At 73.6% G+C, this 21,766-nt stretch carries 21 protein-coding genes and 1 pseudogene; 10 read left to right on the forward strand and 12 right to left on the reverse strand.

What is annotated here, in order from left to right; translation table 11 throughout:
- Positions 1 to 36: 36 nt before the first annotated feature.
- The gene (gene trxA / locus G7Z13_RS31270) at positions 37 to 438 is read right to left on the reverse strand and encodes a thioredoxin (protein ID WP_166003855.1); all 402 of its coding nucleotides are present in this window, start codon (positions 436 to 438) and stop codon (positions 37 to 39) included.
- Positions 439 to 617: 179 nt separating this feature from the next.
- Here trxA and G7Z13_RS31275 point away from each other — a divergent pair, with 179 nt between their 5' ends.
- A complete protein-coding gene (locus G7Z13_RS31275; RefSeq protein WP_166003857.1) occupies positions 618 to 2,051 on the forward strand; it encodes an NAD(P)/FAD-dependent oxidoreductase in 1,434 nt (477 codons plus the stop codon).
- Positions 2,052 to 2,114: 63 nt separating this feature from the next.
- On the opposite strand, the gene G7Z13_RS31280 is transcribed toward G7Z13_RS31275, so the two are convergent.
- Positions 2,115 to 2,762 carry a peptide deformylase gene (locus G7Z13_RS31280; protein ID WP_166003859.1) on the reverse strand — a complete coding sequence of 216 codons (648 nt, stop codon included), beginning with the start codon at positions 2,760 to 2,762 and terminating at the stop codon, positions 2,115 to 2,117.
- Positions 2,763 to 2,893: 131 nt separating this feature from the next.
- Between G7Z13_RS31280 and G7Z13_RS31285 the strand changes: the two genes are divergently transcribed.
- Entirely contained in the window at positions 2,894 to 4,291 is a 1,398-nt protein-coding gene (locus G7Z13_RS31285) for a PepSY domain-containing protein (protein WP_166003861.1), read from the forward strand.
- 106 nt (positions 4,292 to 4,397) lie between these two features.
- Here G7Z13_RS31285 and G7Z13_RS31290 read toward each other — a convergent pair whose 3' ends face one another.
- From G7Z13_RS31290 to G7Z13_RS31300, 3 genes are all read right to left on the reverse strand, one after another.
- Positions 4,398 to 4,745 carry a tetratricopeptide repeat protein gene (locus G7Z13_RS31290; protein WP_166003862.1) on the reverse strand — a complete coding sequence of 116 codons (348 nt, stop codon included), beginning with the start codon at positions 4,743 to 4,745 and terminating at the stop codon, positions 4,398 to 4,400.
- Between the two features lie 71 nt (positions 4,746 to 4,816).
- Positions 4,817 to 5,296, reverse strand: coding sequence for a MarR family winged helix-turn-helix transcriptional regulator (locus G7Z13_RS31295; protein WP_166003864.1), 480 nt, complete (start codon positions 5,294 to 5,296; stop codon positions 4,817 to 4,819).
- Positions 5,293 to 5,811 carry a MarR family transcriptional regulator gene (locus G7Z13_RS31300; protein ID WP_166003865.1) on the reverse strand — a complete coding sequence of 173 codons (519 nt, stop codon included), beginning with the start codon at positions 5,809 to 5,811 and terminating at the stop codon, positions 5,293 to 5,295. The genes G7Z13_RS31295 and G7Z13_RS31300 overlap by 4 nt, the downstream gene beginning before the upstream one ends.
- A gap of 125 nt (positions 5,812 to 5,936) precedes the next feature.
- Between G7Z13_RS31300 and G7Z13_RS31305 the strand changes: the two genes are divergently transcribed.
- The 3 genes from G7Z13_RS31305 (at position 5,937) to G7Z13_RS33930 (ending at position 8,353) form a co-directional block, all read left to right on the forward strand.
- Positions 5,937 to 6,689, forward strand: coding sequence for a BTAD domain-containing putative transcriptional regulator (locus tag G7Z13_RS31305; protein ID WP_240926408.1), 753 nt, complete (start codon positions 5,937 to 5,939; stop codon positions 6,687 to 6,689).
- Between the two features lie 102 nt (positions 6,690 to 6,791).
- Positions 6,792 to 7,757 (forward strand): pirin family protein, encoded by a 966-nt coding sequence (locus G7Z13_RS31310; RefSeq protein WP_166003867.1) that lies wholly within the window; start codon positions 6,792 to 6,794, stop codon positions 7,755 to 7,757.
- A 446-nt stretch (positions 7,758 to 8,203) separates the two neighbouring features.
- Positions 8,204 to 8,353 (forward strand): hypothetical protein, encoded by a 150-nt coding sequence (locus G7Z13_RS33930; protein ID WP_240926409.1) that lies wholly within the window; start codon positions 8,204 to 8,206, stop codon positions 8,351 to 8,353.
- A gap of 236 nt (positions 8,354 to 8,589) precedes the next feature.
- Here the strand turns inward: G7Z13_RS33930 and G7Z13_RS31320 are convergent, their stop codons facing one another.
- From G7Z13_RS31320 to G7Z13_RS31335, 4 genes are all read right to left on the reverse strand, one after another.
- Positions 8,590 to 10,236: a ricin-type beta-trefoil lectin domain protein gene (locus tag G7Z13_RS31320; protein ID WP_166003868.1), complete on the reverse strand. Its 1,647-nt coding sequence runs from the start codon at positions 10,234 to 10,236 to the stop codon at positions 8,590 to 8,592.
- Positions 10,237 to 10,502: 266 nt separating this feature from the next.
- The gene (locus G7Z13_RS31325) at positions 10,503 to 14,762 is read right to left on the reverse strand and encodes a CHAT domain-containing protein (protein ID WP_166003870.1); all 4,260 of its coding nucleotides are present in this window, start codon (positions 14,760 to 14,762) and stop codon (positions 10,503 to 10,505) included.
- A gap of 124 nt (positions 14,763 to 14,886) precedes the next feature.
- On the reverse strand, positions 14,887 to 15,576 hold the full coding sequence (locus G7Z13_RS31330) for a hypothetical protein (protein ID WP_166003871.1): 690 nt from the start codon (positions 15,574 to 15,576) through the stop codon (positions 14,887 to 14,889).
- Positions 15,552 to 15,719 carry a hypothetical protein gene (locus tag G7Z13_RS31335; protein WP_166003873.1) on the reverse strand — a complete coding sequence of 56 codons (168 nt, stop codon included), beginning with the start codon at positions 15,717 to 15,719 and terminating at the stop codon, positions 15,552 to 15,554. The genes G7Z13_RS31330 and G7Z13_RS31335 overlap by 25 nt, the downstream gene beginning before the upstream one ends.
- Before the next feature lie 530 nt (positions 15,720 to 16,249).
- Between G7Z13_RS31335 and G7Z13_RS31340 the strand changes: the two genes are divergently transcribed.
- Positions 16,250 to 16,708, forward strand: a complete 459-nt coding sequence (locus G7Z13_RS31340; RefSeq protein WP_166003875.1) for a DUF4383 domain-containing protein — start codon at positions 16,250 to 16,252, stop codon at positions 16,706 to 16,708.
- Between the two features lie 157 nt (positions 16,709 to 16,865).
- Here the strand turns inward: G7Z13_RS31340 and G7Z13_RS31345 are convergent, their stop codons facing one another.
- On the reverse strand, positions 16,866 to 17,672 hold the full coding sequence (locus G7Z13_RS31345; protein WP_166003876.1) for a phosphodiesterase: 807 nt from the start codon (positions 17,670 to 17,672) through the stop codon (positions 16,866 to 16,868).
- A gap of 658 nt (positions 17,673 to 18,330) precedes the next feature.
- On the opposite strand from G7Z13_RS31345, the gene G7Z13_RS34245 reads away from it, so the two are divergent.
- From G7Z13_RS34245 to G7Z13_RS31360, 3 genes and pseudogenes are all read left to right on the forward strand, one after another.
- Complete coding sequence (locus tag G7Z13_RS34245; protein WP_346768005.1) at positions 18,331 to 18,447, forward strand: hypothetical protein; 117 nt, start codon at positions 18,331 to 18,333, stop codon at positions 18,445 to 18,447.
- Positions 18,444 to 18,887, forward strand: coding sequence for a DUF3618 domain-containing protein (locus G7Z13_RS31355; protein ID WP_166003878.1), 444 nt, complete (start codon positions 18,444 to 18,446; stop codon positions 18,885 to 18,887). Before G7Z13_RS34245 ends, G7Z13_RS31355 begins: the two co-directional genes overlap by 4 nt.
- Positions 18,888 to 18,893: 6 nt before the next feature.
- Positions 18,894 to 19,208, forward strand: a pseudogene (locus G7Z13_RS31360) (DUF4235 domain-containing protein); the annotation flags it as partial.
- A 41-nt stretch (positions 19,209 to 19,249) separates the two neighbouring features.
- On the opposite strand, the gene G7Z13_RS31365 reads toward G7Z13_RS31360, so the two are convergent.
- Both G7Z13_RS31365 and G7Z13_RS31370 read right to left on the reverse strand, forming a co-directional pair.
- Positions 19,250 to 20,011 carry a ZIP family zinc transporter gene (locus tag G7Z13_RS31365; RefSeq protein WP_166003881.1) on the reverse strand — a complete coding sequence of 254 codons (762 nt, stop codon included), beginning with the start codon at positions 20,009 to 20,011 and terminating at the stop codon, positions 19,250 to 19,252.
- Positions 20,012 to 20,207: 196 nt separating this feature from the next.
- Positions 20,208 to 20,456 (reverse strand): hypothetical protein, encoded by a 249-nt coding sequence (locus G7Z13_RS31370; protein ID WP_240926410.1) that lies wholly within the window; start codon positions 20,454 to 20,456, stop codon positions 20,208 to 20,210.
- 240 nt (positions 20,457 to 20,696) lie between these two features.
- On the opposite strand from G7Z13_RS31370, the gene G7Z13_RS31375 reads away from it, so the two are divergent.
- Complete coding sequence (locus G7Z13_RS31375; protein WP_166003884.1) at positions 20,697 to 21,752, forward strand: YihY/virulence factor BrkB family protein; 1,056 nt, start codon at positions 20,697 to 20,699, stop codon at positions 21,750 to 21,752.
- The last annotated feature ends 14 nt before the right edge of the window (positions 21,753 to 21,766 follow it).

Here is a 21,766-nt window from a genome sequence, read left to right on the forward strand (position 1 = left end):
GCTCACCAGGCGGAATGACGGGAACCGCCCGGCGGGTCAGCGGTCTGCCTGACCGCCACCGCCCTGCGCCGCCTTCGCCTGCTGCTCGGCGACCGCCTTGCGGACCTCGTCCATGTCGAGAGCGCGGGCCTGCCCGATCACATCCGCCAGCGCCGCCTCGGGCAGCGCGCCGGGCTGCGCGAACACGGCCACCTGGTCGCGGACGATCATCAGCGTCGGGATGGACTGGATGCCGAAGGCCGCCGCCAGCTCCGGCTGGGCCTCGGTGTCCACCTTGCCGAACACCAGGTCCGGGTTGGCCTGCGCCGCCTTCTCGTACACCGGCGCGAACTGCCGGCAGGGACCGCACCACTCCGCCCAGAAGTCGATCAGCACGAAGTCGTTGTCCGTGACCGTCTGGTCGAAGTTCTCCTTGGTCAGCTCCACGGTGCTGCTCATGGCGTATCCCTGCTTCCTGGTGGGGGTCCCGGTATAGGGGCGAGCCGTCCGCACAACACGGCCGGACAGCCGCCTATTCCGTGCGCGCCGACCCGTACGGCGGACGCGTGCGCGCGGCGTCGCGCATCCGCGCGCGTACCCCTGTGGCCTCCGCGCACACCACCCACCAGACTGACCCCATGACGGAAACGGATTCCATCGCGTACGACGTCGTGGTCCTCGGAGCCGGGCCCGTGGGGGAGAACGTCGCCGACCGCACGCGCGCGGCCGGCCTCACCACCGCGGTCGTGGAGAGCGAACTGGTCGGCGGCGAGTGCTCCTACTGGGCGTGCATGCCCAGCAAGGCCCTGCTGCGCCCGGTGATCGCCCGCGCGGACGCCCGCCGCGTCCCCGGTCTGCGCCACCTCGTGCAGGGCCCCCTCGACGCGCCCGCCGTGCTCGCCCACCGGGACGAGTACACCTCCCACTGGCACGACGACGGGCAGGCCGACTGGCTGAAGGGCGTCGGCGCCGACCTCTACCGGGGCCACGGCCGCCTCGCCGGACCCCGCACGGTGACGGTCACCGGCCCCGACGGCAGCAGGCGCACCCTCACCGCCCGGCACGCCGTGGCCGTCTGCACCGGCAGCCGCGCCCGGCTGCCCGGACTGCCGGGGCTCGCCGACGTCCGGCCCTGGACCAGTCGCGAGGCCACCAGCGCCAAGACGGTGCCCGGACGGCTGATCGTGGTCGGCGGCGGCGTGGTCGCCACCGAGATGGCCACCGCCTGGCAGGCCCTCGGATCCCGGGTGACCATGCTGGTGCGCGGCAAGGGGCTGCTCCCGCGCATGGAGCCGTTCGCCGGGGAGCTGGTCGCCGAGGCGCTGACCGAGGCCGGCGCCGAGATCCGCACCGGCACGTCCGTGACGGCGGTCAGCCGGGAGGACGGCACGGTGGTCGCCGTGACCGACGCCGGCGACCGCGTCGAGGCGGACGAGATCCTGTTCGCCACCGGCCGCGCCCCCCGCACCGACGACATCGGCCTGGACACCGTCGGCCTGGAGCCCGGCCGCCCGCTGCCGGTCGACGACAGCCTGCGCGTCCCCGGCACCGACTGGCTCTACGCCGTCGGCGACGTCAACGAGCGGGCCCTCCTCACCCACCAGGGCAAGTACCAGGCCCGGATCGCGGGCGCCGCGATCGCCGCCCGCGCCTCCGGAGAGGCCGCGCTGGAGGCCGAGCCGTGGGGCGCGCACGCCGCCACCGCCGACCACGCCGCCGTACCGCAGGTCGTCTTCACCGACCCCGAGGCGGCGGCCGTCGGCCTCTCCCTGGCCGAGGCGGAGGCCGCCGGACACCGCGTCCGCGCCGTCGACGTCGACCTCGCGTCGGTCGCGGGTGCCGGACTCTACGCCGACGGCTACCGCGGCCGCGCCCGCATGGTCGTCGACCTGGAGGACGAGATCCTGCGCGGCGTCACGTTCGTCGGCCCCGGCGTCGGCGAGCTGATCCACTCCGCCACCATCGCCGTCGTGGGCCAGGTCCCGGTCGGCCGGCTGTGGCACGCCGTCCCGTCGTACCCGACGGTCAGCGAGGTGTGGCTGCGGCTGCTGGAGGCCTACCGGGACAGCTGACGGACCGTCAGGGAAGGTGCGCGGCCCGGCAGTCAGGGCGCGCGCACCCCCGGGGTGGCCGGTTCACCGGGGGAGCGGGAACCCCAGGGCCCGCGCGGCCTCCTCGGGTGTCGGCTGGTTCCAGCGCTCCGCCACCGCCTGGTGCGACGACAGCGAGCGCGGCTCCGCGCGGTCGAGGTACAGCACGCCGTCGAGGTGGTCGGTCTCGTGCTGCACGATCCGCGCGGGCCAGCCGGAGACCACCTCGTCCACGGCGCGGCCGTGCTCGTCCGCGCCCGTCAGCCGCACCCGCGCCGGCCGCGCCACCACCGCCTGCCAGCCCGGCACGCTCAGACACCCCTCGAAGAACGCCGCCCGCTCACCGCCGACCGGCTCGTACGACGGGTTGACCAGCACCCGGAACGGCAGCGGCACCCGCCCGCGCGCCCGCCGCACCTCCTCCGGCACCGGCGCCGGATCCTCCAGCACCGCGATCCGCAGCCCGATCCCGACCTGCGGCGCGGCGAGCCCCACCCCCGGCGCCGCGTGCATCGTGCGGCGCAGCGCCTCGACGAAACGGGCCAGCAGGGCAGGCTCCAGCTGGCCGTCGAACGGCTCGGCCGGCCGCCGCAGCACCGGATCGCCCGCCGCCACGATGGGCAACGGCCCTTCCGCGGCCAGGAGTTCCTCGACCTGCTCGGCAACGGGCACGCGATGGCTGGGAGTAGACATTCCGCCAGCATGCCATGCCCCTCTAGCCTGTGTGACACAGGTCACTCAAGTCCCTGGGAACTCCCCGCCCCCGCCATCCGACCACTGGAGCACCACGGCCGACCACACACTCGTCCCGGAGAGACCCACCGATGACCACCGCTCCCTCGCCCCACGCGGACGAGGCCACCCAGCCGGCCGCGCCGAGCGCGCCGCCCCGCGGCTGGGCTCCGCTGCGCCCGCTGATCCTGCGCCTGCACTTCTACGCCGGGGTGCTCGTCGCCCCGTTCCTGCTCGTCGCCGCGGTCACCGGCCTGCTGTACGCCGGATCCTTCCAGGCCGAGAAGATCGTCTACGCCGACGAGCTGACCGTCCCCGTCGGCGACGCCAAGCTCCCCGTCTCCCAGCAGGTCGCCGCCGCCCGCGAGGCCCACCCCGAGGGCACGGTCACCGCCGTACGGCCCTCGCCCGCCGCCGACGCCACCACCAGGGTGCTGCTCTCCGGCGTCCCCGGCGTCGACCCCGACCACACCCTCGCCGTCTTCGTCGACCCGTACACCGCCAAGGTGAAGGGCGCCCTCGAACAGTACGGCGCGTCCGGCGCGCTGCCGCTGCGCACCTGGATCGACGAACTCCACCGCGATCTGCACCTCGGCGAGACCGGCCGCCTCTACAGCGAACTCGCCGCCAGCTGGCTGTGGGTGATCGCGGCCGGCGGACTGGTCCTCTGGTTCTCCCGCCGCCGCGCCCTGCGCAAACTGCGCGGCACCAGCGGCCGGCGCCGCACCCTGGGACTGCACGGCACCGTCGGCGCCTGGGCCGCGGCCGGCTTCCTGTTCCTCTCGGCCACCGGCCTGACCTGGTCGGCGTACGCCGGAGCGAACATCGACGAACTGCGCACCTCGCTCGGCGGTGCCACGCCGGTGCTCTCCTCGGCGGCGGGGGAACACGCCGAGCACGGCGGTGCGGGCTCCTCCGGCGGCGAGCAGGCCGCGCCCGGCGCCGGCCTCGACACGGTGCTGGCCGCGGCGCGCGCGGAAGGGCTGACCGACCCCGTCGAGATCCAGCCGCCCGCCGACGCCTCGTCCGCGTACGTCGTCAAGCAGGTGCAGCGCATCTGGCCGGAGAAGCAGGACGCGGTGGCGGTCGACCCGGCCACCGGCGAGGTCCTGGACGTGCTGCGGTTCGCGGACTACCCGGTCCTGGCCAAGCTGACCCGCTGGGGGATCGACCTGCACTCCGGCGTCCTGTTCGGCCTGGCCAACCAGATCGCCCTGATGCTCCTCGCCGCCTCCCTGATCGTCCTGATCGTGTGGGGCTACCGCATGTGGTGGCAGCGCGGCCGCGACTCCGCCTTCGGCCGCCCCGTCCCGCGCGGCGCCTGGGCGCAGGTGCCGCCGCAAGTCCTCGTCCCGCTGCTCGCCGCGGTCGCGGTCGTCGGCTACTTCGTGCCGCTGCTCGGCATCCCGCTGGCCGCGTTCCTGCTCGTGGACATCGTGCTCGGCGAGATCGCCCACCGGCGGGGGCGGCGGACGTACGCGGCGAAGTAGTCACCGGGCTGCCGAAGCCGCACCGGACGCCCGTCGGGCCCGGCTCCACAGGGGGGAGCCGGGCCCGACGGGTTTCCGTCCTCGTTACCTGTCCTCGCGTCCGTCCTCAGAGCCGCTCGAAGTCACCGGCCAGCGCGGACGCGATCCGCAGATGGGGCTCGGCCTCCTCCTGCCGCCCCTGGCGCTGGAGCGTACGGCCCAGCATCAGCCGGGCGTAGTGCTCCACCGGATCGCGCTCCACGATGACCCGCAGCTCGGCCTCGGCGCGGCGCAGCTGGGCCGAGTGGTAGTAGGCGCGAGCCAGCAGCAGACGCGGACCGGTCTGCTCCGGCGCCTCCCCGACCAGCCCGTCCAGGACCCGCGCCGCGGCTGCGTAGTCCTTGGCGTCGAAGAACATCCGCGCGCGCTCCCAGCGCTCCGCGGGCGTCCCGTGGTCGTAGTACGTCGTGTCCACTGGTGACCTCCTTCGGGCGCTGCAACCCCGGCGGACCGCCGAACATTCCACGGCCTCGAGGAGTCGCGTAGTCAGCCGTTCCGGGCCGCCAGTTCGGCGTTCTCCCGCTCGGTGACGAGGGCGAGCACCCGCCCGGCGACGGCCAGGTCCTCCTCGGGGATCCCGGCGTAGATCCGCGCGGAGATCTCCTGCGTCTCGGCGGAGAGCGCGGCGTACAGCTCCCGCCCGGCGTCGGTCATCCGTACGACGGCCCCCTCGGCCGCGACCAGCCCCTTGTCCGCCAGCGCGGTCACGGTGCGGTGCGCGTCGGCCGGGTCGGCCTTGAGCGCGCCGACGACCTCACCGACGAGGGCGTTTCGGTCCACGGGCGCCCCGGCGACGGCGACCACCCGCAGGGCGACCGACTCCTGGAAGACCAGCCCGTGCCGGACGAGCACGGACTCGAGGACCGCGCGGGCGGCGTAGTGGGCGAGTGCCAGGACGCGGCTGTTGAGGAGGGGCGTGGCGGAGGGGCCGGGCGTGGTGGACGTCGGGTTCGTGTGGATCGTCATGGCTGCTGCTCCTGCTGGTTCGCGTGATGGTCGGGAGGGGCGTCGAGCGGTGCGTGGAGCGATGTGTCGAGGGGTGCGTCGAGCAGAGTGCGAAGATCGCGGCTGAAGTCCCGGGCACGGGGACTGTCGAGGCCGCCGAGCGGCTCCAGCAACTGCCGGAGCAGCTCCTGGACGACGTCGATGGCCTGCCGGGTGACCTCCCGCCCCCGCTCGGTGAGGGCGAGCTGCACGGCACGCGGATCGCGGGGATCGCGGGCGCGTTCGAGCAGCCCCGCGGCCTCCAGGGCGCGCGCCAGCTTCGACACGTAGAGCGGTTCGAGCCCGGTGTGGTCGGCCAGCCGCCGCTGGCTGGGACGCTCCCCGGCGCGCTGCATGCCGTACAGCGAGGCCACCAGCGAGTACTGCGCGTGCGTGAGCCCCAGCGGGGCCACCGCGCGGTCGACCGCCACCCGCCACTTCATGGACAGCCGCCAGACCAGGAAACCCGGCGTGGCGCCATCGTGTGTCGCGCTCATGCGAAACACCGTACATGGCTACGATATCCATGGCTACTATTTTCAGAGGGTGTGCGAGAGTCTGCCGAAAGTCCCCCGACGGTCTCCGACGGGCCGCCGTGGCGACCTCGGCATAACCTGGCGTTGTGGTCAGCGTGAACGAGACCGCGCCTCGCCGAGCGCACCTCGCGCTCCTCGGTGGTTTCTCCCTCACGGTCGGCGACGCACCGGTGCCCGTGCCGCCCGCGCCCGCCCGTCTGCTGGCCTTCGTGGCGGTGTCCTGCCGGGGCGCCGTACCGCGCGCGCTCGTCGCCGGCAGCCTGTGGCCCGAGGCCCCCGAGCACTGCGCCAACGCCAACCTCCGCTCGGCACTCGTCCGCCTGCGCGACCCCGGCCGCAGCGCCCTGGAGGTGACCTCCTCCGCCGTACGCCTGGCCCCCGGCGTCAGCGTCGACTACCACCGGGCGCGGGCCCTCGCCGCGCTGGTGCTGGACCCGGACGGATCCCCGCTCCACCGCCCGAGATTCGGCGCCACCACGGTGCTGGACCTGTCCGCCGACCTGCTGCCGGGCTGGTACGAGGACTGGGTGCTGCAGGAGGCCGAGACGTGGCGCCAGCTGCGCACGCACGCCCTGGAGAGACTGGCCGCCGACTTCATGGCGGCCCGGCGCCACCCCGAGGCGGTCATCGCCGCGCACGCCGCCGTCCAGGCGGACCCGCTGCGGGAGAGCAGCCGGGGCACACTGATCCGCGCCCATCTCGCGGAGGGCAACGCCACCCAGGCACGCCGGGAGTTCGAGCGGTACGCGCGCCGGCTGCGGGTGGAGACCGGGGTGAGCCCGCCGGACCGGCTGCGCAGACTGGTGGCGGGGGACAGGCGCGGGCTGCGCGGCGGGTGAGCCGCGGCGCCCGGCCGGCAGACCGGCCGTGCTGACCTGCCCTGTCGTACGGTTCGGGCGCCGGCCTGTCGACGGTGCCGCCGGGGGGCTAGGTTGGGCGCCATGAGCAATCTCGACCGTCAGGCGGTACCGAGCGTGTGCGGCGGCCGTGGTTTCGTGGTGGCGGATCCGGTACGCGAACTCCTCAGCCCGCGCCGGGTGCCGCTCGGCGAGTCGACGGAGGTCCGCCGGCTGCTGCCCAACCTGGGCCGCCGGATGGTGGGCGCATGGTGCTTCGTCGACCACTATGGGCCCGACGACATCGCCGACGAGCCCGGCATGCAGGTGCCGCCGCACCCGCACATGGGCCTGCAGACCGTCAGCTGGCTGCACGAGGGCGAGGTCCTGCACCGCGACTCGACCGGCAGCCGCCGGCTGATCCGCCCGCGCGAACTCGGCCTGATGACCTCCGGCCGGGCGATCAGCCACTCCGAGGAGAGCCCCCGGTCACACGCCCGCTTCCTGCACGGCGCCCAGCTCTGGATCGCCCTCCCGGACGCCCACCGGCACACCGACCCGCACTTCGAACACCACGGTGACCTCCCGGTCGTCACGGCACCCGGCCTGCGGGCCACCCTGATCCTCGGCGACCTCGACGGCGCGACCTCACCGGGGACCGCGTACACCCCGATCGTCGGCGCCGACCTCGCCCTCACCCGCGGCACGGATGTCCGCCTCCCCCTCGAACCGGACTTCGAGTACGCCGTCCTCTCCATGTCCGGCGAGGCCCACGTCGACGGCGTCCCCGTCCTTTCCGGCTCCATGCTCTACCTCGGCTGCGGCCGCACCGAACTCCCCTTGCGCGCCGACTCCGACGCGGACCTGATGCTTCTGGGCGGCGAGCCGTTCGAGGAAGAACTGATCATGTTCTGGAACTGGATCGGACGCTCCCAGAAGGAGATCGAACAGGCACGGCGGGACTGGATGGAAGGGGCGCGATTCGGCGAGGTGAAGGGGTACGACGGTGCTCCGCTGCCTGCTCCGGAGCTGCCGCCGGTCCCGTTGAAGCCGCGGGGAAGGGTCCGCTGACCTGCGGCAATGGCTGATTGGTCCATTGGCCGGTGGCGGGCAGGCGATGTGCCCGCCAGACGCTGCCCCTCGTGGTTCCGTAGGTGCGCGCGGGTGACTGGCGTATCACAAGCGGACGTACCCGCCGCGCAGCGGGTGAGTACGAGCACGGGGACGCGTTGGGTGACCGGCCCCCGAGATGGACGTCAGGGGCCGGTCACCTCTTCTGCCCCGTCAGCGGTAGCTCTCGAAGAAGGGACGCTCCACCGTTCTCGCAATGGGTTACGGTGCGGAATCCACCATCGGCGAGCACCCGGCAGATTGGGGATCGAAGAGGGCAACGCACCTGCGGCCGGTCCCACCGGTCTTCTGGGCCGGAGCGAAAAGAACTGGAACATGCGGAGCCGCGGGTTGCCGATCCGGCAGACGAGGGCGGCAGGAAGGGCACCACCGGCCGCCAGGGCCTGGTGATCGCCGCGGCACTGCTGCTCGCCTGTGGTGGTCTTGTCGGCCATGGCGTCCTGGACACGGCTGAGGCCACACCTGAGCCGCGCGCCGTACCGGCGGCTGAGGTGACCTACGAGGTCACCGGCAAGGGCACGGCCGAGATGACCTAGACCGTGCCGGTGCCGCTGGGCAAGGCCCCGACCGTCGCCGTCCTCCTCGACGAAACGGGCGGCCAGGTGGCCTGCGACCGACCTGGCCAACCGCGGCCGGCATGTTCAACGCGCCACCGCCGTGGGTGCCTTCGGCCGCGCCGCCTGCACCGGGCCGGTCCCGTCAGTCCGGAGCCGATGACGCGGCAAGGACAGCGGGGCGTCGCCGGTCGTCGGGACGCCGATCCAACGCCCGCTCAGGCGCGGGACCACTTCTGGTTGGCCTGGCCGTTGCAGGTCCACAGGACCAGCGGGGTCCCGTTGGCGGTGCCGGCCCCGCCGGCGTCGAGGCACAGGCCGGAGTGGACGTTGCGGATCGACCCGTCGGCGCCGACGGTCCACTTCTGGTTGTTCTGGCCGTTGCAGGGCCAGGTGACGACGCGGGTGCCGTTGGCGGTGCCCTGGTTGTAGGCGTCCAGGCACTTGTCGCCGTAGACGCGGATCTCGCCGCCGGCCCAGGTGGTCCACAGCTGGTTGGCGGCGGTGTGGCAGTCCCACAGCAGTACGGTGGCGCCGGCGGCGGTGGAGGCGTTGTCCACGTCCACGCAGCGGCCGGAGGCACTGCCCCGCAGACGCGAGGTGGTGGCGGCCAGCGGCGTACCCCCGCTCACCCGGAACACGGCCACACCATGGGCGGGGACGCTCGCCGAGATCTGTCCGGACGTACTCGACACGGAGCCGGTCCACAGGTCGGTGAGGGTGAACGGACCGCCGGACAGGCCGGTTTGGGCGGCCGTGGTGGTGACCGTCGTGGCCCCCTCGCCGCGGTTGAACAGGCCCACCGCGACCGAGCCGTCGGACAAGGGCTTGGCGAAGACCTCGGTGGCGCCGTCGTCGCGCACCCTGCGCCCGCCCGCGCCCAGCCGGTCCTGGTTCACCGCGAGCAGACGCGGGTTGCGCAGGATCGCGCTGACGTCGGCGGACATGGTGCGGATGTCGTTGCCGGCCATGAGCGGGGCGCCCATCAGGGCCCACAGGGCGAAGTGGGAGCGAGCTTCGGTCAGGGTCAGGCCGGGACGGCCGACGACCAGCATGTCGGGGTCGTTCCAGTGTCCCGGCCCCGACTGCGCGGCCAGCGGCGCGGTGACGTCCACGACGTTGCCCACGCCCATCGGGTAGCTGTTGGTGTTGCCGTTCTGCCAGATGTCCAGTAGGTCCTCGGTGGTACGCCACAGGTCGGCGACCTCGCCCCAGTTGTACGTGGCGCCGGTGGGGGTGTGCAGACTGTTGGGGTTGATGCTGTAGACGATCGGCCGTCCGGTGGCGCGCAGGGCATCGCGCATGAGCGTGAAGCGCGCGACCTGCTCGTCACGGGTGCCGCTGGGGGAACACCAGTCGTACTTGAGGTAGTCGACGCCCCACGAGGCGAACGTGGCGGCGTCCTGGGCCTCGTGGCCCTTGCTGCCGGTGGAGCCGGGGTAGGTGCCCACGGCCTGTGCGCAGGTGCGCTCGTTGGGTGCCTGGTAGATGCCGAATTTCAGGCCCTTGCTGTGGATGTAGTCCCCGAGCGCCTTCATTCCGCTCGGGAACTTCGTCGGGTTGGCCCGCAGGTTGCCCTGGGCGTCACGCTGCGGGTCGAACCAGCAGTCGTCGACCACCACGTACTGGTATCCGGCGTCCCGCATGCCCGAGGACACCATCGCGTCGGCGGCCTGGCGGACCTGGGCCTCGGTGATCCCGCACCCGAAGCTGTTCCAGCTGTTCCAGCCCAAGGGCGGGGTGAGGGCCGGGCTGCCCGGCGCGGCTGAGGCGGGGGAGTGGGTGGAGGCTGTCACGGACGCGCTGACCGTCAGGGCAGCGGTTGCGAGCAGACGGACGAACCGTCCGCTTGAACGTCTGAGCACCGAGGGCTCCTTCCAGGCGGGACGCGCGGGTTCGAGGGAGCGAGCGGGTTCGAGATTTCGAGCAGCGTTCGTAAACTGTGACGTCAGGGATGGTAGAGATGCGCTCGGGTGTGTCAACAGCCCGAAGTGCGACAACTCCGCCCACCCGCGGGGACAATGCGCCTCGGGCAGGCAGCGCAGACGCTGGGTGGGCTCCTGGCACCCGCCGTCTACGCCGCAGCGACCTCCGCCCCGCCGCCACCACGACCGACGAGGCAGTCACGGCCTCACGGGCCGCTGTGCACGAACGCGGCCCACAGCAGTGGGTTCGGGTCGGTGGCCCGAAGGTGGCGGACGGCTCGGTGCAGGGCGTGGGCTGCGCGGGACGGGTCGAGGCCTCCGCCCGTGTCCAGTTCGGCGTAGAAGCGCTCGGTGAGGAGGTGTGCCGCGTGGTCGGCGACCGGCCACTGCGCCGCCACCACATGCGGATATCCGGCCAGTTGGAGGGCGCCGGCCAGATGGACCCCCTCGTCGGGTACGGCAGTGGCGCCCCGAGCGGTCTCGCAGGCCGAGAGGAAGGCGAGCCGGACCCGTTCCAGCCGCAGCCGGGCGATCTCCTCCACGGTGAGCGGCCCGGCGCCGGCGTGATCGGCGCAGTACAGGCCGCTGCGGGCGGGGTCGGCCGGGACGTGTGCCGCGTGTCCGGCGAAGTGCAGCACGGCATGGTGCCCGAGCTGCCGCCGCACCACGTGGCGCGGCGCGCCCGCCAGCAGGGTGCGGTGCCGCGGATCCCTCCGGTACAGCTGCATCGCCTCCCGGCGGGCACCCGGCAACGGCCGCAGACCGGGCAGGGCCGCCTCGTCGACGACCAGAACCCGGTCCGCGGTGTCGGCGCGGGCGCCGGCCGCGTCGCGGGCGCGGGCGTCCGCGAGGGAGCGCAGGGTCGTGGCGTACGAGCAGACGTACCGGTCGGGCAGGGCGCCCGCGGCGTGCAGCGGCAGCAGGGCCAGGGGGCCGGTGGGACACCACCACAGGCGTTCGTGCGGCACCCCACCGGCGTCGAGTTCCCCGAGCACCGGGTCGACGATCGTCCTGGCGAGCCAGTCGAGGGTGGCGCGCAGGACGGTCTCCGCCTCCCGCGGCGCCGCACCGGGGTCGGCGAGGGCGGCGAGCAGCGCGCCGGCGCGTTCGCCGACGCCGCCGGGTCCGTCCAGGTACAGCTCAGGCAACGGCACGGTGCTCAGGCCGCCCGCGGTGACGATGAAGGCGTCGCAGCGCAGGAAGCTGACGTTGACGACGATGACGGGTCCGTCGCCCGCCGCGTCCCGCAACTCCTGCGGCGTCGGCGCGGCGACCGTGTCCCCGAGCCCGAGCACCGCCAGGGCGCGGTGCAGCAGCGTGTCGAGTTCCCGGGTCAGCCGCCGACGCCGGAGGTCCCGGGCGCGCTGCTCGTCGTCCGGGCCGGCGCCCGGCCTGCCGAGCGGATCGGCTTCCGGGCCGTACAGCTCGGCGTTCAGTTCGGCGATCCGGCCGGCCAGGTCCGGTGCCTCCTCCGCCAGCGTCTGCGGGGAGAAACGGGAGTCGGTGGCCCGGGCCAGCAGGATGCCCCGGCTGCGCTCCAGCAGGTGCAGCGCCTCCTGGGGCCGGCCCGCGTTGAGCGTGGCAGCGGCGGCGTCACAGCCGATGTTGTCGGTGACGGCGAAGCCCCGCACCCGGTCGGCGAGGGCGAGTCCGTGCCAGGCCAGCAGCGGCAGCTGCGCCACGGCCCGTTCGTAGGCCCGTACGGACTCCTCCCAGTCCTCCAGCAGGGCGCAGCGAAGCGCCCAGTGGGCGGTGTGGGAGAAGTGCACCAGGGGCGGCAGGTCAGGCAGCCCGACAGCGGTACGGAACACATCGCGGGCGGCGCGCAGGTCGGCGTCGTCGCCGGTCGCCTTGAATCTCGCGGTGTGCGCCATGCCCAGGGCGGTCAGCAGGGAGACCGCCAGCCGATGGCCGGGAGGAGTGCGGTCGAGGGCCGGCCCGGCCGTGACGATCACCTCGTCGAGGTCGGTGATCGAGCCCGTCGTCTCGGCGCGGGACAGCAGTGCGATGCACAGCCAGGCCACGGCACGCTCGCGGACCGGTGTCCCCGCGGGCAGCGCGCCGACGACCTGGCGCAGGTGGGCGACCGCCTCCTCCGCGTCCCCGGCCCCGCCCGCTGTCGCCGCCCGCTCCTGAAGGGCCATGGCCAGCTGGATCACGGTGTCCGCTCTGCCGGCATGGTCCGCGGGATACGCCCCCACGTATCGCCGGCCCGCATCGATCGCCTCGTCGAGGTCGGCCGGCAGGCCGAGGCGGTGATGGCGCTCCGCGAGCACCTCGGCGAGCAGGCCGGCCGCGTCGCCCGGTGCCCGGCCGGCGGCCTCGGACGCCCGGACGGCGTCCCGGAACGCGTCGATCGCCTCGTCGAGATCGGACAGGGCGTTGGTGCGGAAGTACGTCTCGCGCAGCACGGAGCCGAGGTTCGTGAGCAGGACCGCACGCTGCCACGGCGGTGCCCCGGACGCCGCCGCCAGGGACGCGCGGCTCGTCCGCAGGGCCTCCTCCACGTCGGACTCCGTGCGCAGCCGCCGGTACCGGGCGACGAGCGCGGCGGACAGGTGCGACTGCCATCCGGGCCGCCGCGGATCGTCGGGGGGTAGACGGTCCACTGCTCGGGCGCTCACCTCCACGGCTCGGTGCAGGTCGGCCGCACTGTCGCGGTGCACCCCGCGCTTGCGCAGGGCCAGCCCGAGGACGGTGAGCGCCCTGGCGTGCGGCGCCGCAGGTCCGGCCGCGGTGAGGGACACGGCACGGTCCAGGTGCGCCACCGCCTCGTCGAGCGCGGCCGGATCGCCGGTCCGGTCGTAGTGCGCGGCCGTGGCCTCGCCCAGGGTGGTGGCGACGCGGCCGGCGAGCCGCCGTGCCTCGGGGGTGGACGGCTCGGGCCTGTCTGCCGATAAGTCCGCGGCGAGGTGAAGGACGGCCAGGGCACGGTCGAGGTCGCTGGCGCGTACCGGGGCGGGATGCCCTTCGTGGCCCTGCGCACGGGCGAGAAGGACGCCGCCGACCTCGGTCAGCCGGTCGATCAGGGAGCCCGGTTCGTCCTGCGGGCCCACGGCGTGGCGCAGGCGGGTCAGCAGGCCGGTCGCCTCCTCGAACTCCGCCTCGCTCCCGCCGGGCGGGGCGTTCAGCGACATGTCCAGCAGGGCGAGGGCGAGTTCAGCGAGCGGCCCGGTGGCCGCGCCGCCGACGAGCCGTACGGCCCGGCGGGCGGTGCGCACCGCCTCGTCCAGGTGCCGCTGTTCACCGCCGCAGGTGAAGCGCAGCCGCAGCGCCCGGCTCAGGGAGCACAGGCGTGAGGCCCGCCAGCCGTCGTCCGGCGCCGCGTCCAGCGCCGCGCGCTCCGCGGCGAGCAGCGCCTCGGCGTCGGCCGCCGACCGGGTCCGCTCCGCCCGCGTGGACAGCACGGCGCAGTGGTTGGCGAGGTGGGTGACACGTTCCGGATCCGCGGGGTGGCTGATCCGGGCCGCCAGCGCCGCCGCCTCCAGCGCGTCGGCCAGGTCGGCCTCGTCCGGATCCGCGGCGGTCAGGAACCGGGTGTGCAGGGCGGCGGCCCGGTTCGACAGGTACCCGGCGCGCTGCGGATCGTCCGCCGCCGCATACCGCGCGGCCTCGGTGAACGCGTCGATCGCTCCGTCCAGATCCGCCTCCGCGCGGGCCGGGGTCCGCTGCCCGCGGAAGAGCAGCGCGGCCCCGAGGTGCCCGTAGTACACGGCGTGGGGCCGCGGGGCGCGCCGGACGGCGTCCGTCGCCGCGGCCACCGCCTCCCGGGGGTCGGCTTCCTCGGGTGCCACCTGGTGCAGCACGGTCAGCGCGCCGCTGAGGTTGCCGGAGTACATCCACCGGTCGGGATCGTCCGGTGCGGCCGAGGCGACGGCCAGCCGGCCGGCGGCGACGGCCTCGGTGAGGTCCGGGCGGTGCGCGCCCCGGTGCGCCACGAACCGGTCCCGAAGCGCGGTGCACAGGTTGGAGTGGGCCATCGGGACGCCCGGATGGCCCTGCGGCAGCACACCGGCGGCATACCGCCACAGGCTGATCGCTTCCTCGAGCGCGCGGGGGTCGAGCTGGGTTACCCACCGGCGGTATGCCGCCAGGGCCCGGCTGCCCATGTCCTCCAGGTCGTGGGCGACCGGGCGGTCCGCGGCGGCGACGGCGTCCCGCAGCCGTGCCGGAACGGCGTCCGGCCGGTACGGGGCCAGCAGGGCGAACAGCCGTACGGCGGTGTCCCGGTCGGCGTCCGTCCCGGGACATCCCCGCGCGGTCCAGCGGGCGCTGTGCAGCAGCGCCACGAGCCGCAGTCCCTCCCGGTCGAGGATGCACGGGGGTGCGCCGCGCGGTGTGGCCAGGCTGTACGCGAGGACGGCCTCGGCCTCTGCCAGGGCGTCCCGGTGCAGCACCGCCTGGCGGTCTCCGCGCTGATGGGCGCCGAGCCGTCGCACGAGCGGCGCGGCGAGGTCGAGGGGCATGGTGCCGTCCGGATGCCAGTCGGTCGGGGGGACAGGGGAGTTCAGCGGTTGGGCCGTCGCCGGGCGCGGTGGGGTGGTGACTGCTCCAGCGGGGTGGGGGGTGGGGGGTGGGGGGTGCGGTGCGTCAACCGCCGTCGGTGGCAAGGAGGAAGAGCACCGCCCCGGTCATGACGAGGAGGGAGGCGAGCAGAGTGTGGATCCGCGCCCGGCGCAGGGCGGCCCGCACCTGCCAGGCGTGGACGAGTTCCAGCAGCGCCCGCCGCCGGGCTCTGGCGTGGGCGGCGTTGGAGCGTGCCACGCCCAGCCAGTGCGTCAGCCGGGCGCGGCGGACGTCGTCCGTCTCGGCCACGAGCAGGCGCGCGATCCGGGCCGTCGTCTCGGTGTGGTGACGGCAGGACCGGTCGAGTTCGGCCGCGCCGGCACCGAAGGGGCCGAAGAACACCTCCGGTTCCCGCTGCATGGCGGCGCGCAGACCGGCCAGACCCGGCCCGTCCAGGGCGGTGAGAGTGACGAAGCGGGGGGTGAGGACCTCGCCCGTCGCCCAGATCGCCCAGAACACGCCGGCCAGGGCCACCGCCAGCCCGCCGACGGCGAGCGCGAGGTCGCCGCCGCCGTGCAGCTTGCCGATGGCCGCGAACGGCAGCCCGCCCAGCAGCAGGCCGCCCACGGCCGCCGTCGCGGCGACCGTCCAGCGGGCCGTGGCCCGCATGTCCGTGACCGCGGTCTGCGCCGAGGAGACGGTGACCGGCAGCGGGGCCGCCTCCTGCGGGTCCGCCGGTACGGGCAGGGTCATGTCGGCCGCCGGAAGTCCCAAGGGCCCTGGCCCTCCCCGTCGTCGACCAGTTCCTCGTACGGCGTCCAGGCGGTGCCGTCGAACTGCTCCAGCGTGCCGTCGTCCGCCAGCCGGACACTGCCGGCCTCGGGGGACGGCACCGCGCCCTCGTCGTTCCCGTTCATGGCCCTCCGGATCCTCCTCTGACACGTTGCGGCCCGCACCACGTCACCGTAATGACCGTGCCGGGCAGGGCGCAGGGGCTTTCGCGGCTTTCACCGAACCTCATCCCCGGTGGCACGTCTCCCGCGCATCGGCCTTACGCCCGTGACGTACCGTCTCGCCGCACGCCTGGAACAGCCGGTCCCCAACCTCTGAGTCTCCGGCGTGCCGGAGCCGGGCGGCACACCGGAGTCCAGCGTCCCCGCCGGGGCGAAGGGGGACGAAGGCCGGTGCCGGCAGCCGCAGCGTTCGTGCGGCGCCTCGTTCTCGGCGGGGAGCCGGCGGTCGCCAGGCCAGGGACCGTCGGAAGCGCACCTGGGGTGACCGTCCGGCAGGGGAGCGTGCCGCTCCGTAACCACCTGACGCGTGGCCCGGCCTCCCGATGGTGCGCATGGTGCTTCCGTGACATGTCTGTGGCGGTTTGGGGCACTCGGGGAGGGCAAGGGCGGACCGGGCAGCCGGCCTGCCTTCGGAGGGCGTACAGGGAGTCGCCATGTCCACTCACGCACGTGCCGCCCGCACTGCCCGAACGCCGGTACAGCAGGCCGCCCTGGTCGTGGGCGCGGTCTTCCTCCTGGTCGGCGTCCTCGGCTTCATCCCGGGCATTACCACGGACTACGACACCATGGAGTTCGCCGCGCACCACTCCGAGGCCAAGCTGCTGGGCATCTTCCAGGTGTCCATCCTGCACAACCTCGTGCACCTGGCCTTCGGCCTCGCCGGACTGGCACTCGCGCGCACCGCGGCACAGGCACGCCTCTACCTCCTCGCCGGGGGCGCCATCTATCTGGTCCTGTGGCTGTACGGGTTGATCATCGACCACGACAGCGCCGCGAACTTCGTCCCGGTCAACACCGCCGACAACTGGCTCCACCTCGTGCTGGGCCTGGGAATGATCGCACTGGGTGCCCTGCTCACCCGCAGGTCCACCCCCACACGGACTGCCGGCTGACCGGCAGCAACCATCACCGGCCACAGGCGCGGCGCCCGACAGTGGCGCCGCGCTTCTGCAAGAGCACGGCGTGGCGGCAGCGGCAAGCTCAGAGGACGCGCCGGCGGGCAGACCTCTGTGTCCGATCGGTGCAGGGATGCGAGTACGGGACGGCGGATCAGCCGTCCAGGTCGCCCGCCCGGCGGCCCGCGCGAGCGCGGCCCGTGCGTGAGCCGGTGTACGCCGCGCGGCGCGTCGCGGCGAGGGCGCCGCCGGGGCGGAACTGCTCGGCGCTGTGCGCATAGATGTCGAAGCCCACACTCTCCTGTGGCTGCGCGGCCAGGGGAGCGGTGACCGTCAGCACGGCGAACGTGCGCCAGCCGCCGGAGACCGCGGCGCACAGATCGAAGACGAGCGGTCCGCCGTCCAGAGCGTCGGCCAGGGCCGTCGGGTTCCCGGGCACGGGTGCCTGCGCGGTACGGCGGGGAAAGGCGGCCAGGACGCCGCGGCGGCCGGCGACCCGGTACGGCAGCAGGCTCGAGTACGGGCCGCCCAGCGCGTCGACGCGCGGCACGGGCAGATGCCGCAGGACACGCCCGCGCCCGCTGCTCGTCAGCAGGAGATCGACAGGACGGTCCGGACCGCCGGCGCTCGCGACGCGAACGGCCAGCCCGAGTCCGTCGGGCAGCCGCCCGGGCAGACCGGCCGCCCGGGACAGGCGGACCAGGGCGGCGTACCGCCCCGCCGTGTCCAGCCAGGGCACGCCCCACGGCTCGCCCCTGTCGCGGACGACCTCCAGCGTGGCCGCGCAGGTCAGCCCGCGCGGGTGCAGGGCCGGGGCCCGGCGCAGAGCAGCCAGCCACCGGAAACCGGCCTCGACCGTGAGAAACGGCCACCGGCGCGGCGACATCCGCCGTCGCCGCTCCCCGGCGGTCGGGGCGTCGTGCCCAGCAGCCTCTGGCACCGCGCTCAGGGGCCGTTTCATCCGCTCTCCCACTCCTTGACGCTCCTGCGTGTCGTCGTGTGTGTCCTCGCCCCGCGCCGGGGACGGTGTCTGCTCAGTCATGGCGGTCCTCGCCGTCCGGTGGTTCGGTCCTGCGGGGCGGCGCCGGCGACCCGCTGCCGTTCGGACCGGTGGGCAGCCGGCCGGGCGGGGTGAACGGCAGGCCGGCCTTCGATGCCGGCCCGTTGCGGCGGGCATGACGGCCGCCCTGCGGCTCCTCAGCCGCCGCGATGCTCACGAGCGCCGCACGCTCCGAAGCTCTCGTCCTGCCCGAAGCGCCTCCTCTGAGGCCAGCCGAGTACCCCGACCGGGGACCGTCACCACGCTGCGGGCGGCAGGGTGGCGCATTCGGTCGTCCGCACGGCCTCTTCGGCAGTCGGCCTGCTCCAGAGCCGCACTGTGGACGCACTCCGCATCCGGCGGGCACAAGAAGTGACGGCCGCTGCACAAGAGCTGCACGGGCCCGCGTCCTGAACTGCCGTGATCGGGGTATCTGCGTGGCCAGGGGGTCGGAGCCGGTGGCAGAGCTGGTGCAGTGCGCCTCGCAGCAGCTGACCGAGCTGGTGCGCGGCGAGCCGCGCCTGGCGCAGGCGGAGATGAAGCCCTCATCGCCACCGCCGTCCTGGGGCTGATCGCCTCGGTGACGGCACTGACCGGGAAGAGGGAAGTCGCCCGGGCCGCGCCACCGACACCCGAGCCGACAGTCGAGAACGTGAAGGCCGATGTGGCCGAGATCAAGGAGAGTGCCAAGCGATGACCCAGCCGCACGGCGAGCCGATCGCCGAGAGCCCTGACGAACTGCGCGAGCAGGTCGAGCAGACCCGCCACGCGCTCGGCAGGACGGTGGAGGCCCTCGCGGGCAAGGCCGACGTCAAGGTGCGTGCCCAGGAAAGGGCCGTCGAGGTCAAGGAGCAGGCTGCGCTGAAGGCCGGGGAGCTGAAGTCCAAGGCCGCCGAGGCCGCGTCCCGAGTCCAGGACAAGCTGCCCGACCCGGTCAAGGACACGGCCGTCCGGGCGGCCGAGCAGGCTCGCGCCAAGGCGGCCCGGGCCGGCCGGCTGATCCAGGACAAGGCACCTGAACCGGTGCGGGCCAGGACGGCTCAGGGCGCGCAGATGGCTCGGGAGAACCGTGGACTGCTTCTGACAGCAGCGGGCGCCGGTGTCGTGCTGTGGCTGCTGTGCCGCCGCAAGGGGTGAGACGGTGAGGGTGCCTGCAAGCCGGTCGGCCCCGCCCTGGGAGCGGTCAGCGGCATGCTTGCAGGCACCCTGTTCGAACCGGCATGGAAGATGCTCGGCCACGACGCGGACGCTCCAGACGCCACCGACGCCACCGACGCCACCGGCGCCACCGACGCCAGCGACGAGGACCGTGCCCGGGGCGGAGTCCTGCTCGCCGCCACCGTGCAGGGACCGATCTTCGCGGCGGCCGCGCCCAGGGCCGGTGCCATCGGGGCCAAGGCCGCCTTCGCCCGTGTCGGCGCCGCCGCCACCCGCCGCCTGACCGGCACCTGGCCCGGCCGGCACCCGCCCAGGCAGGAGGCTGGACGGACGGACCGCCGTCACATGTGGGAGAGAGCGAAGGACACCAGGAAGCCGCTCACGGTGACCAGTCCGATGGCCAGGTGAGCTTCCTCGAACGCCTCGGGGATCATCGTGTCGGCGATCATCGCGAGGATCGCGCCGGCGGCCACCGCGGTCACGGCGGCGATCACCGCGGGGGAGAACCCCCCGACAACGGTGTAGCCGAGGACTGCCGACAGGGTGCTCGCCAGGGCGATGGCCCCCCATACCCCGAAGACGTACGCCTTGCCACGGCCGGCTTCTCTCATCCCCGCCGAGCTGGACAGCCCTTCGGGAACGTTGCTGATGAACACCGCCGCCACGGTCACCAGGCTCACCGCTCCGCCGTCGAGCAGACTCACGCCGATGACCGCCGACTCCGGAACGCCGTCGAGCAGGGCACCGAAGGCCAGAGCGAGACCCGAACCGCTCTGCTGCCTCTCGGAGGGCTGGGCGCGGTCCTGCCGGTGACCGGAACGCTTGCGGTGCCGGGCACCGCGTCGGGCCAGCCACATGTTGCCCGCGGTGTAGGCCGCGGCGCCGGCCAGCGTGCCGACCGCCGCCGGGGCCAGCCCGGCCTGCTCGTACGCCTCCCCGACCAGCTCGAAGCTGACTGCCGACAACAACACCCCGGCCCCGAAGGCCATCACCGTCGCGATCACCTTCTGCGGGACGCGCAGCCCGTATCCCACCACCGCACCGAGCAGCAGCGCCGAACCCGCTACGAGCCCCCACAGAGCCGCCTGCAACACCTGCGTCATGATCCGATGGGTACCCAGCGCCGGCCACATGATTTTTGCCGCCGCGCACGGCTGGCCGCACGGTCCCGGGAGCCGGCGTGCTCTCGTACGGTCACGTCAAGCACGCGCGCCTGCTGCCACAGACACCTTTGTGGCAGCAGGCGCGGGACGTACCGAACGCTCGTGGGCTGACGGCAGACGCGGGGCCGTCGGCCTGTCAGCTCCCCGCGGGGGTGACGCCGAACATCAGGGTGCGCCGGGAGACGTCGTAGTGGACCGTCTTGGTGCTCTCCAGCAGGTCCTGCAGCACGTCGGCGTCCTCGGCGTCCACGGTGAGGACTTCCTCCCAAGCGCCTTCGTCCAGGACGAGCTGAAGGGTGAAGGTGCCTCGACGGCCGGGCTCTCCAGCGACCCAGCTGAACTGGTAGTGGTTGACCTGACGGACCTTGATGCTGTCGTCGGTCACAGGCTGCTGAACCTTGGGCATGAAACAACGCCTTCCGTCTGCTTGCTGTGGCGAGCACCGGACTGTTCGACCGGTGCCCGTGGCGCTGAGTACCCAGGACTCCGGACAGGGAACTACGGAATCCGCACCCGTCACCCAGATGTACGGTCGGGTCGGCTCGGCGTGGTGGGTTGTTCCCGGCACGGGGCCGCCGGCGGCAGCGGCGGGCTTGAGTCCGCGGTGCCGGGTTACCCACCCGACATGGCGAAGTTGCATCTTCCAGGGCGCAATGACCATCGGCGCAGCGGCAGTGATCAGGTGCCGGCACCGGACGAGGCCGGGCCGGACCAGGAGGTCGAGCGGGCCGCACCGGATACGCCGGCGAAGCTGCCGAAGCGGTCCTGGGCGCACGTTCTCAAGGGGACGCTGAAGGAGTTCAAGGACGACGAGCTGACCGACCGGGCGGCTTCCCTGACGTACTACGGGGTGCTGTCGCTGTTCCCGGCCCTGCTGGTCCTGGTGTCGTTGCTGGGCTTGACCGGCAAGTCGGCCACGGAGAAGGTGCTGGACAATCTCAAGCAGCTCACCCCGGGCTCGGCTCGCGACATCATGACGCGGGCGGTGGAACAGCTGCAGGGCAACGCCGGTACCGGGTCGGTCATGGCGATCGTCGGTCTCGCGCTGGCGGTGTGGTCCGCGTCCGGCTATGTCGCGGCGTTCATCCGCACCTCCAACGCCGTCTACGACATGCCGGAGGGACGGCCGGTGTGGAAGATCCTGCCGGTCCGGCTCGCGGTGACGGTGGTGCTGATGGTGCTCGCCGTGGTGAGCGCGCTCATCGTGGTCTTCACCGGCGGCATCGCGCGGCAGGCCGGCCAGGCCCTCGGCATCGGGGACAGCGCGCTGACGGTGTGGTCGATCGCGAAGTGGCCGGTGCTGGTGCTCCTCGTCACCACGATGATCGCGATCCTGTACTGGGCGTGCCCGAACGCCAAGGTCAAGGGCTTTCGCTGGGTCACGCCGGGCAGCTTCCTGGCGCTGGTGATCTGGATGGTCGCCTCCGCAGGCTTCGCCTTCTACGTCGCCAACTTCGCCTCGTACAACAAGACCTACGGCACGATGGCCGGCGTCATCGTGTTCCTGGTGTGGCTGTGGATCAGCAACCTGGCGATCCTGCTGGGTCTGGAGTTCGACGCGGAGACCGTGCGGCAGCGGGCCATCGCGGGCGGGCACCCGCCCGAGGCCGAGCCCTACACCCAGCCCCGTGACACCAGGACGTGGGATGAGGACGACGTGCGGCGCCTGGAGGAGTCCTGACCCGCCTGCCCGCA

Source organism: Streptomyces sp. JB150, from assembly GCF_011193355.1.
Lineage (GTDB): Bacteria > Actinomycetota > Actinomycetes > Streptomycetales > Streptomycetaceae > Streptomyces.

Bases quoted from the DNA above. Each gene is read 5' to 3' on its own strand.
- G7Z13_RS31355 (WP_166003878.1), top strand. From the start codon at position 18,444: ATGACCCAGCCGCACGGCGAGCCGATCGCCGAGAGCCCTGACGAACTG.
- G7Z13_RS31340 (WP_166003875.1), top strand. From the start codon at position 16,250: ATGTCCACTCACGCACGTGCCGCCCGCACTGCCCGAACGCCGGTACAG.
- G7Z13_RS31280 (WP_166003859.1), bottom strand. From the start codon at position 2,762: ATGTCTACTCCCAGCCATCGCGTGCCCGTTGCCGAGCAGGTCGAGGAA.
- G7Z13_RS31285 (WP_166003861.1), top strand. From the start codon at position 2,894: ATGACCACCGCTCCCTCGCCCCACGCGGACGAGGCCACCCAGCCGGCC.
- G7Z13_RS31375 (WP_166003884.1), top strand. From the start codon at position 20,697: ATGGCGAAGTTGCATCTTCCAGGGCGCAATGACCATCGGCGCAGCGGC.
- trxA (WP_166003855.1), bottom strand. From the start codon at position 438: ATGAGCAGCACCGTGGAGCTGACCAAGGAGAACTTCGACCAGACGGTC.
- G7Z13_RS31275 (WP_166003857.1), top strand. From the start codon at position 618: ATGACGGAAACGGATTCCATCGCGTACGACGTCGTGGTCCTCGGAGCC.
- G7Z13_RS31300 (WP_166003865.1), bottom strand. From the start codon at position 5,811: ATGAGCGCGACACACGATGGCGCCACGCCGGGTTTCCTGGTCTGGCGG.
- G7Z13_RS31345 (WP_166003876.1), bottom strand. From the start codon at position 17,672: ATGAAACGGCCCCTGAGCGCGGTGCCAGAGGCTGCTGGGCACGACGCC.
- G7Z13_RS31310 (WP_166003867.1), top strand. From the start codon at position 6,792: ATGAGCAATCTCGACCGTCAGGCGGTACCGAGCGTGTGCGGCGGCCGT.
- G7Z13_RS31365 (WP_166003881.1), bottom strand. From the start codon at position 20,011: ATGACGCAGGTGTTGCAGGCGGCTCTGTGGGGGCTCGTAGCGGGTTCG.
- G7Z13_RS31325 (WP_166003870.1), bottom strand. From the start codon at position 14,762: ATGCCCCTCGACCTCGCCGCGCCGCTCGTGCGACGGCTCGGCGCCCAT.
- G7Z13_RS31295 (WP_166003864.1), bottom strand. From the start codon at position 5,296: ATGACGATCCACACGAACCCGACGTCCACCACGCCCGGCCCCTCCGCC.
- G7Z13_RS31335 (WP_166003873.1), bottom strand. From the start codon at position 15,719: ATGAACGGGAACGACGAGGGCGCGGTGCCGTCCCCCGAGGCCGGCAGT.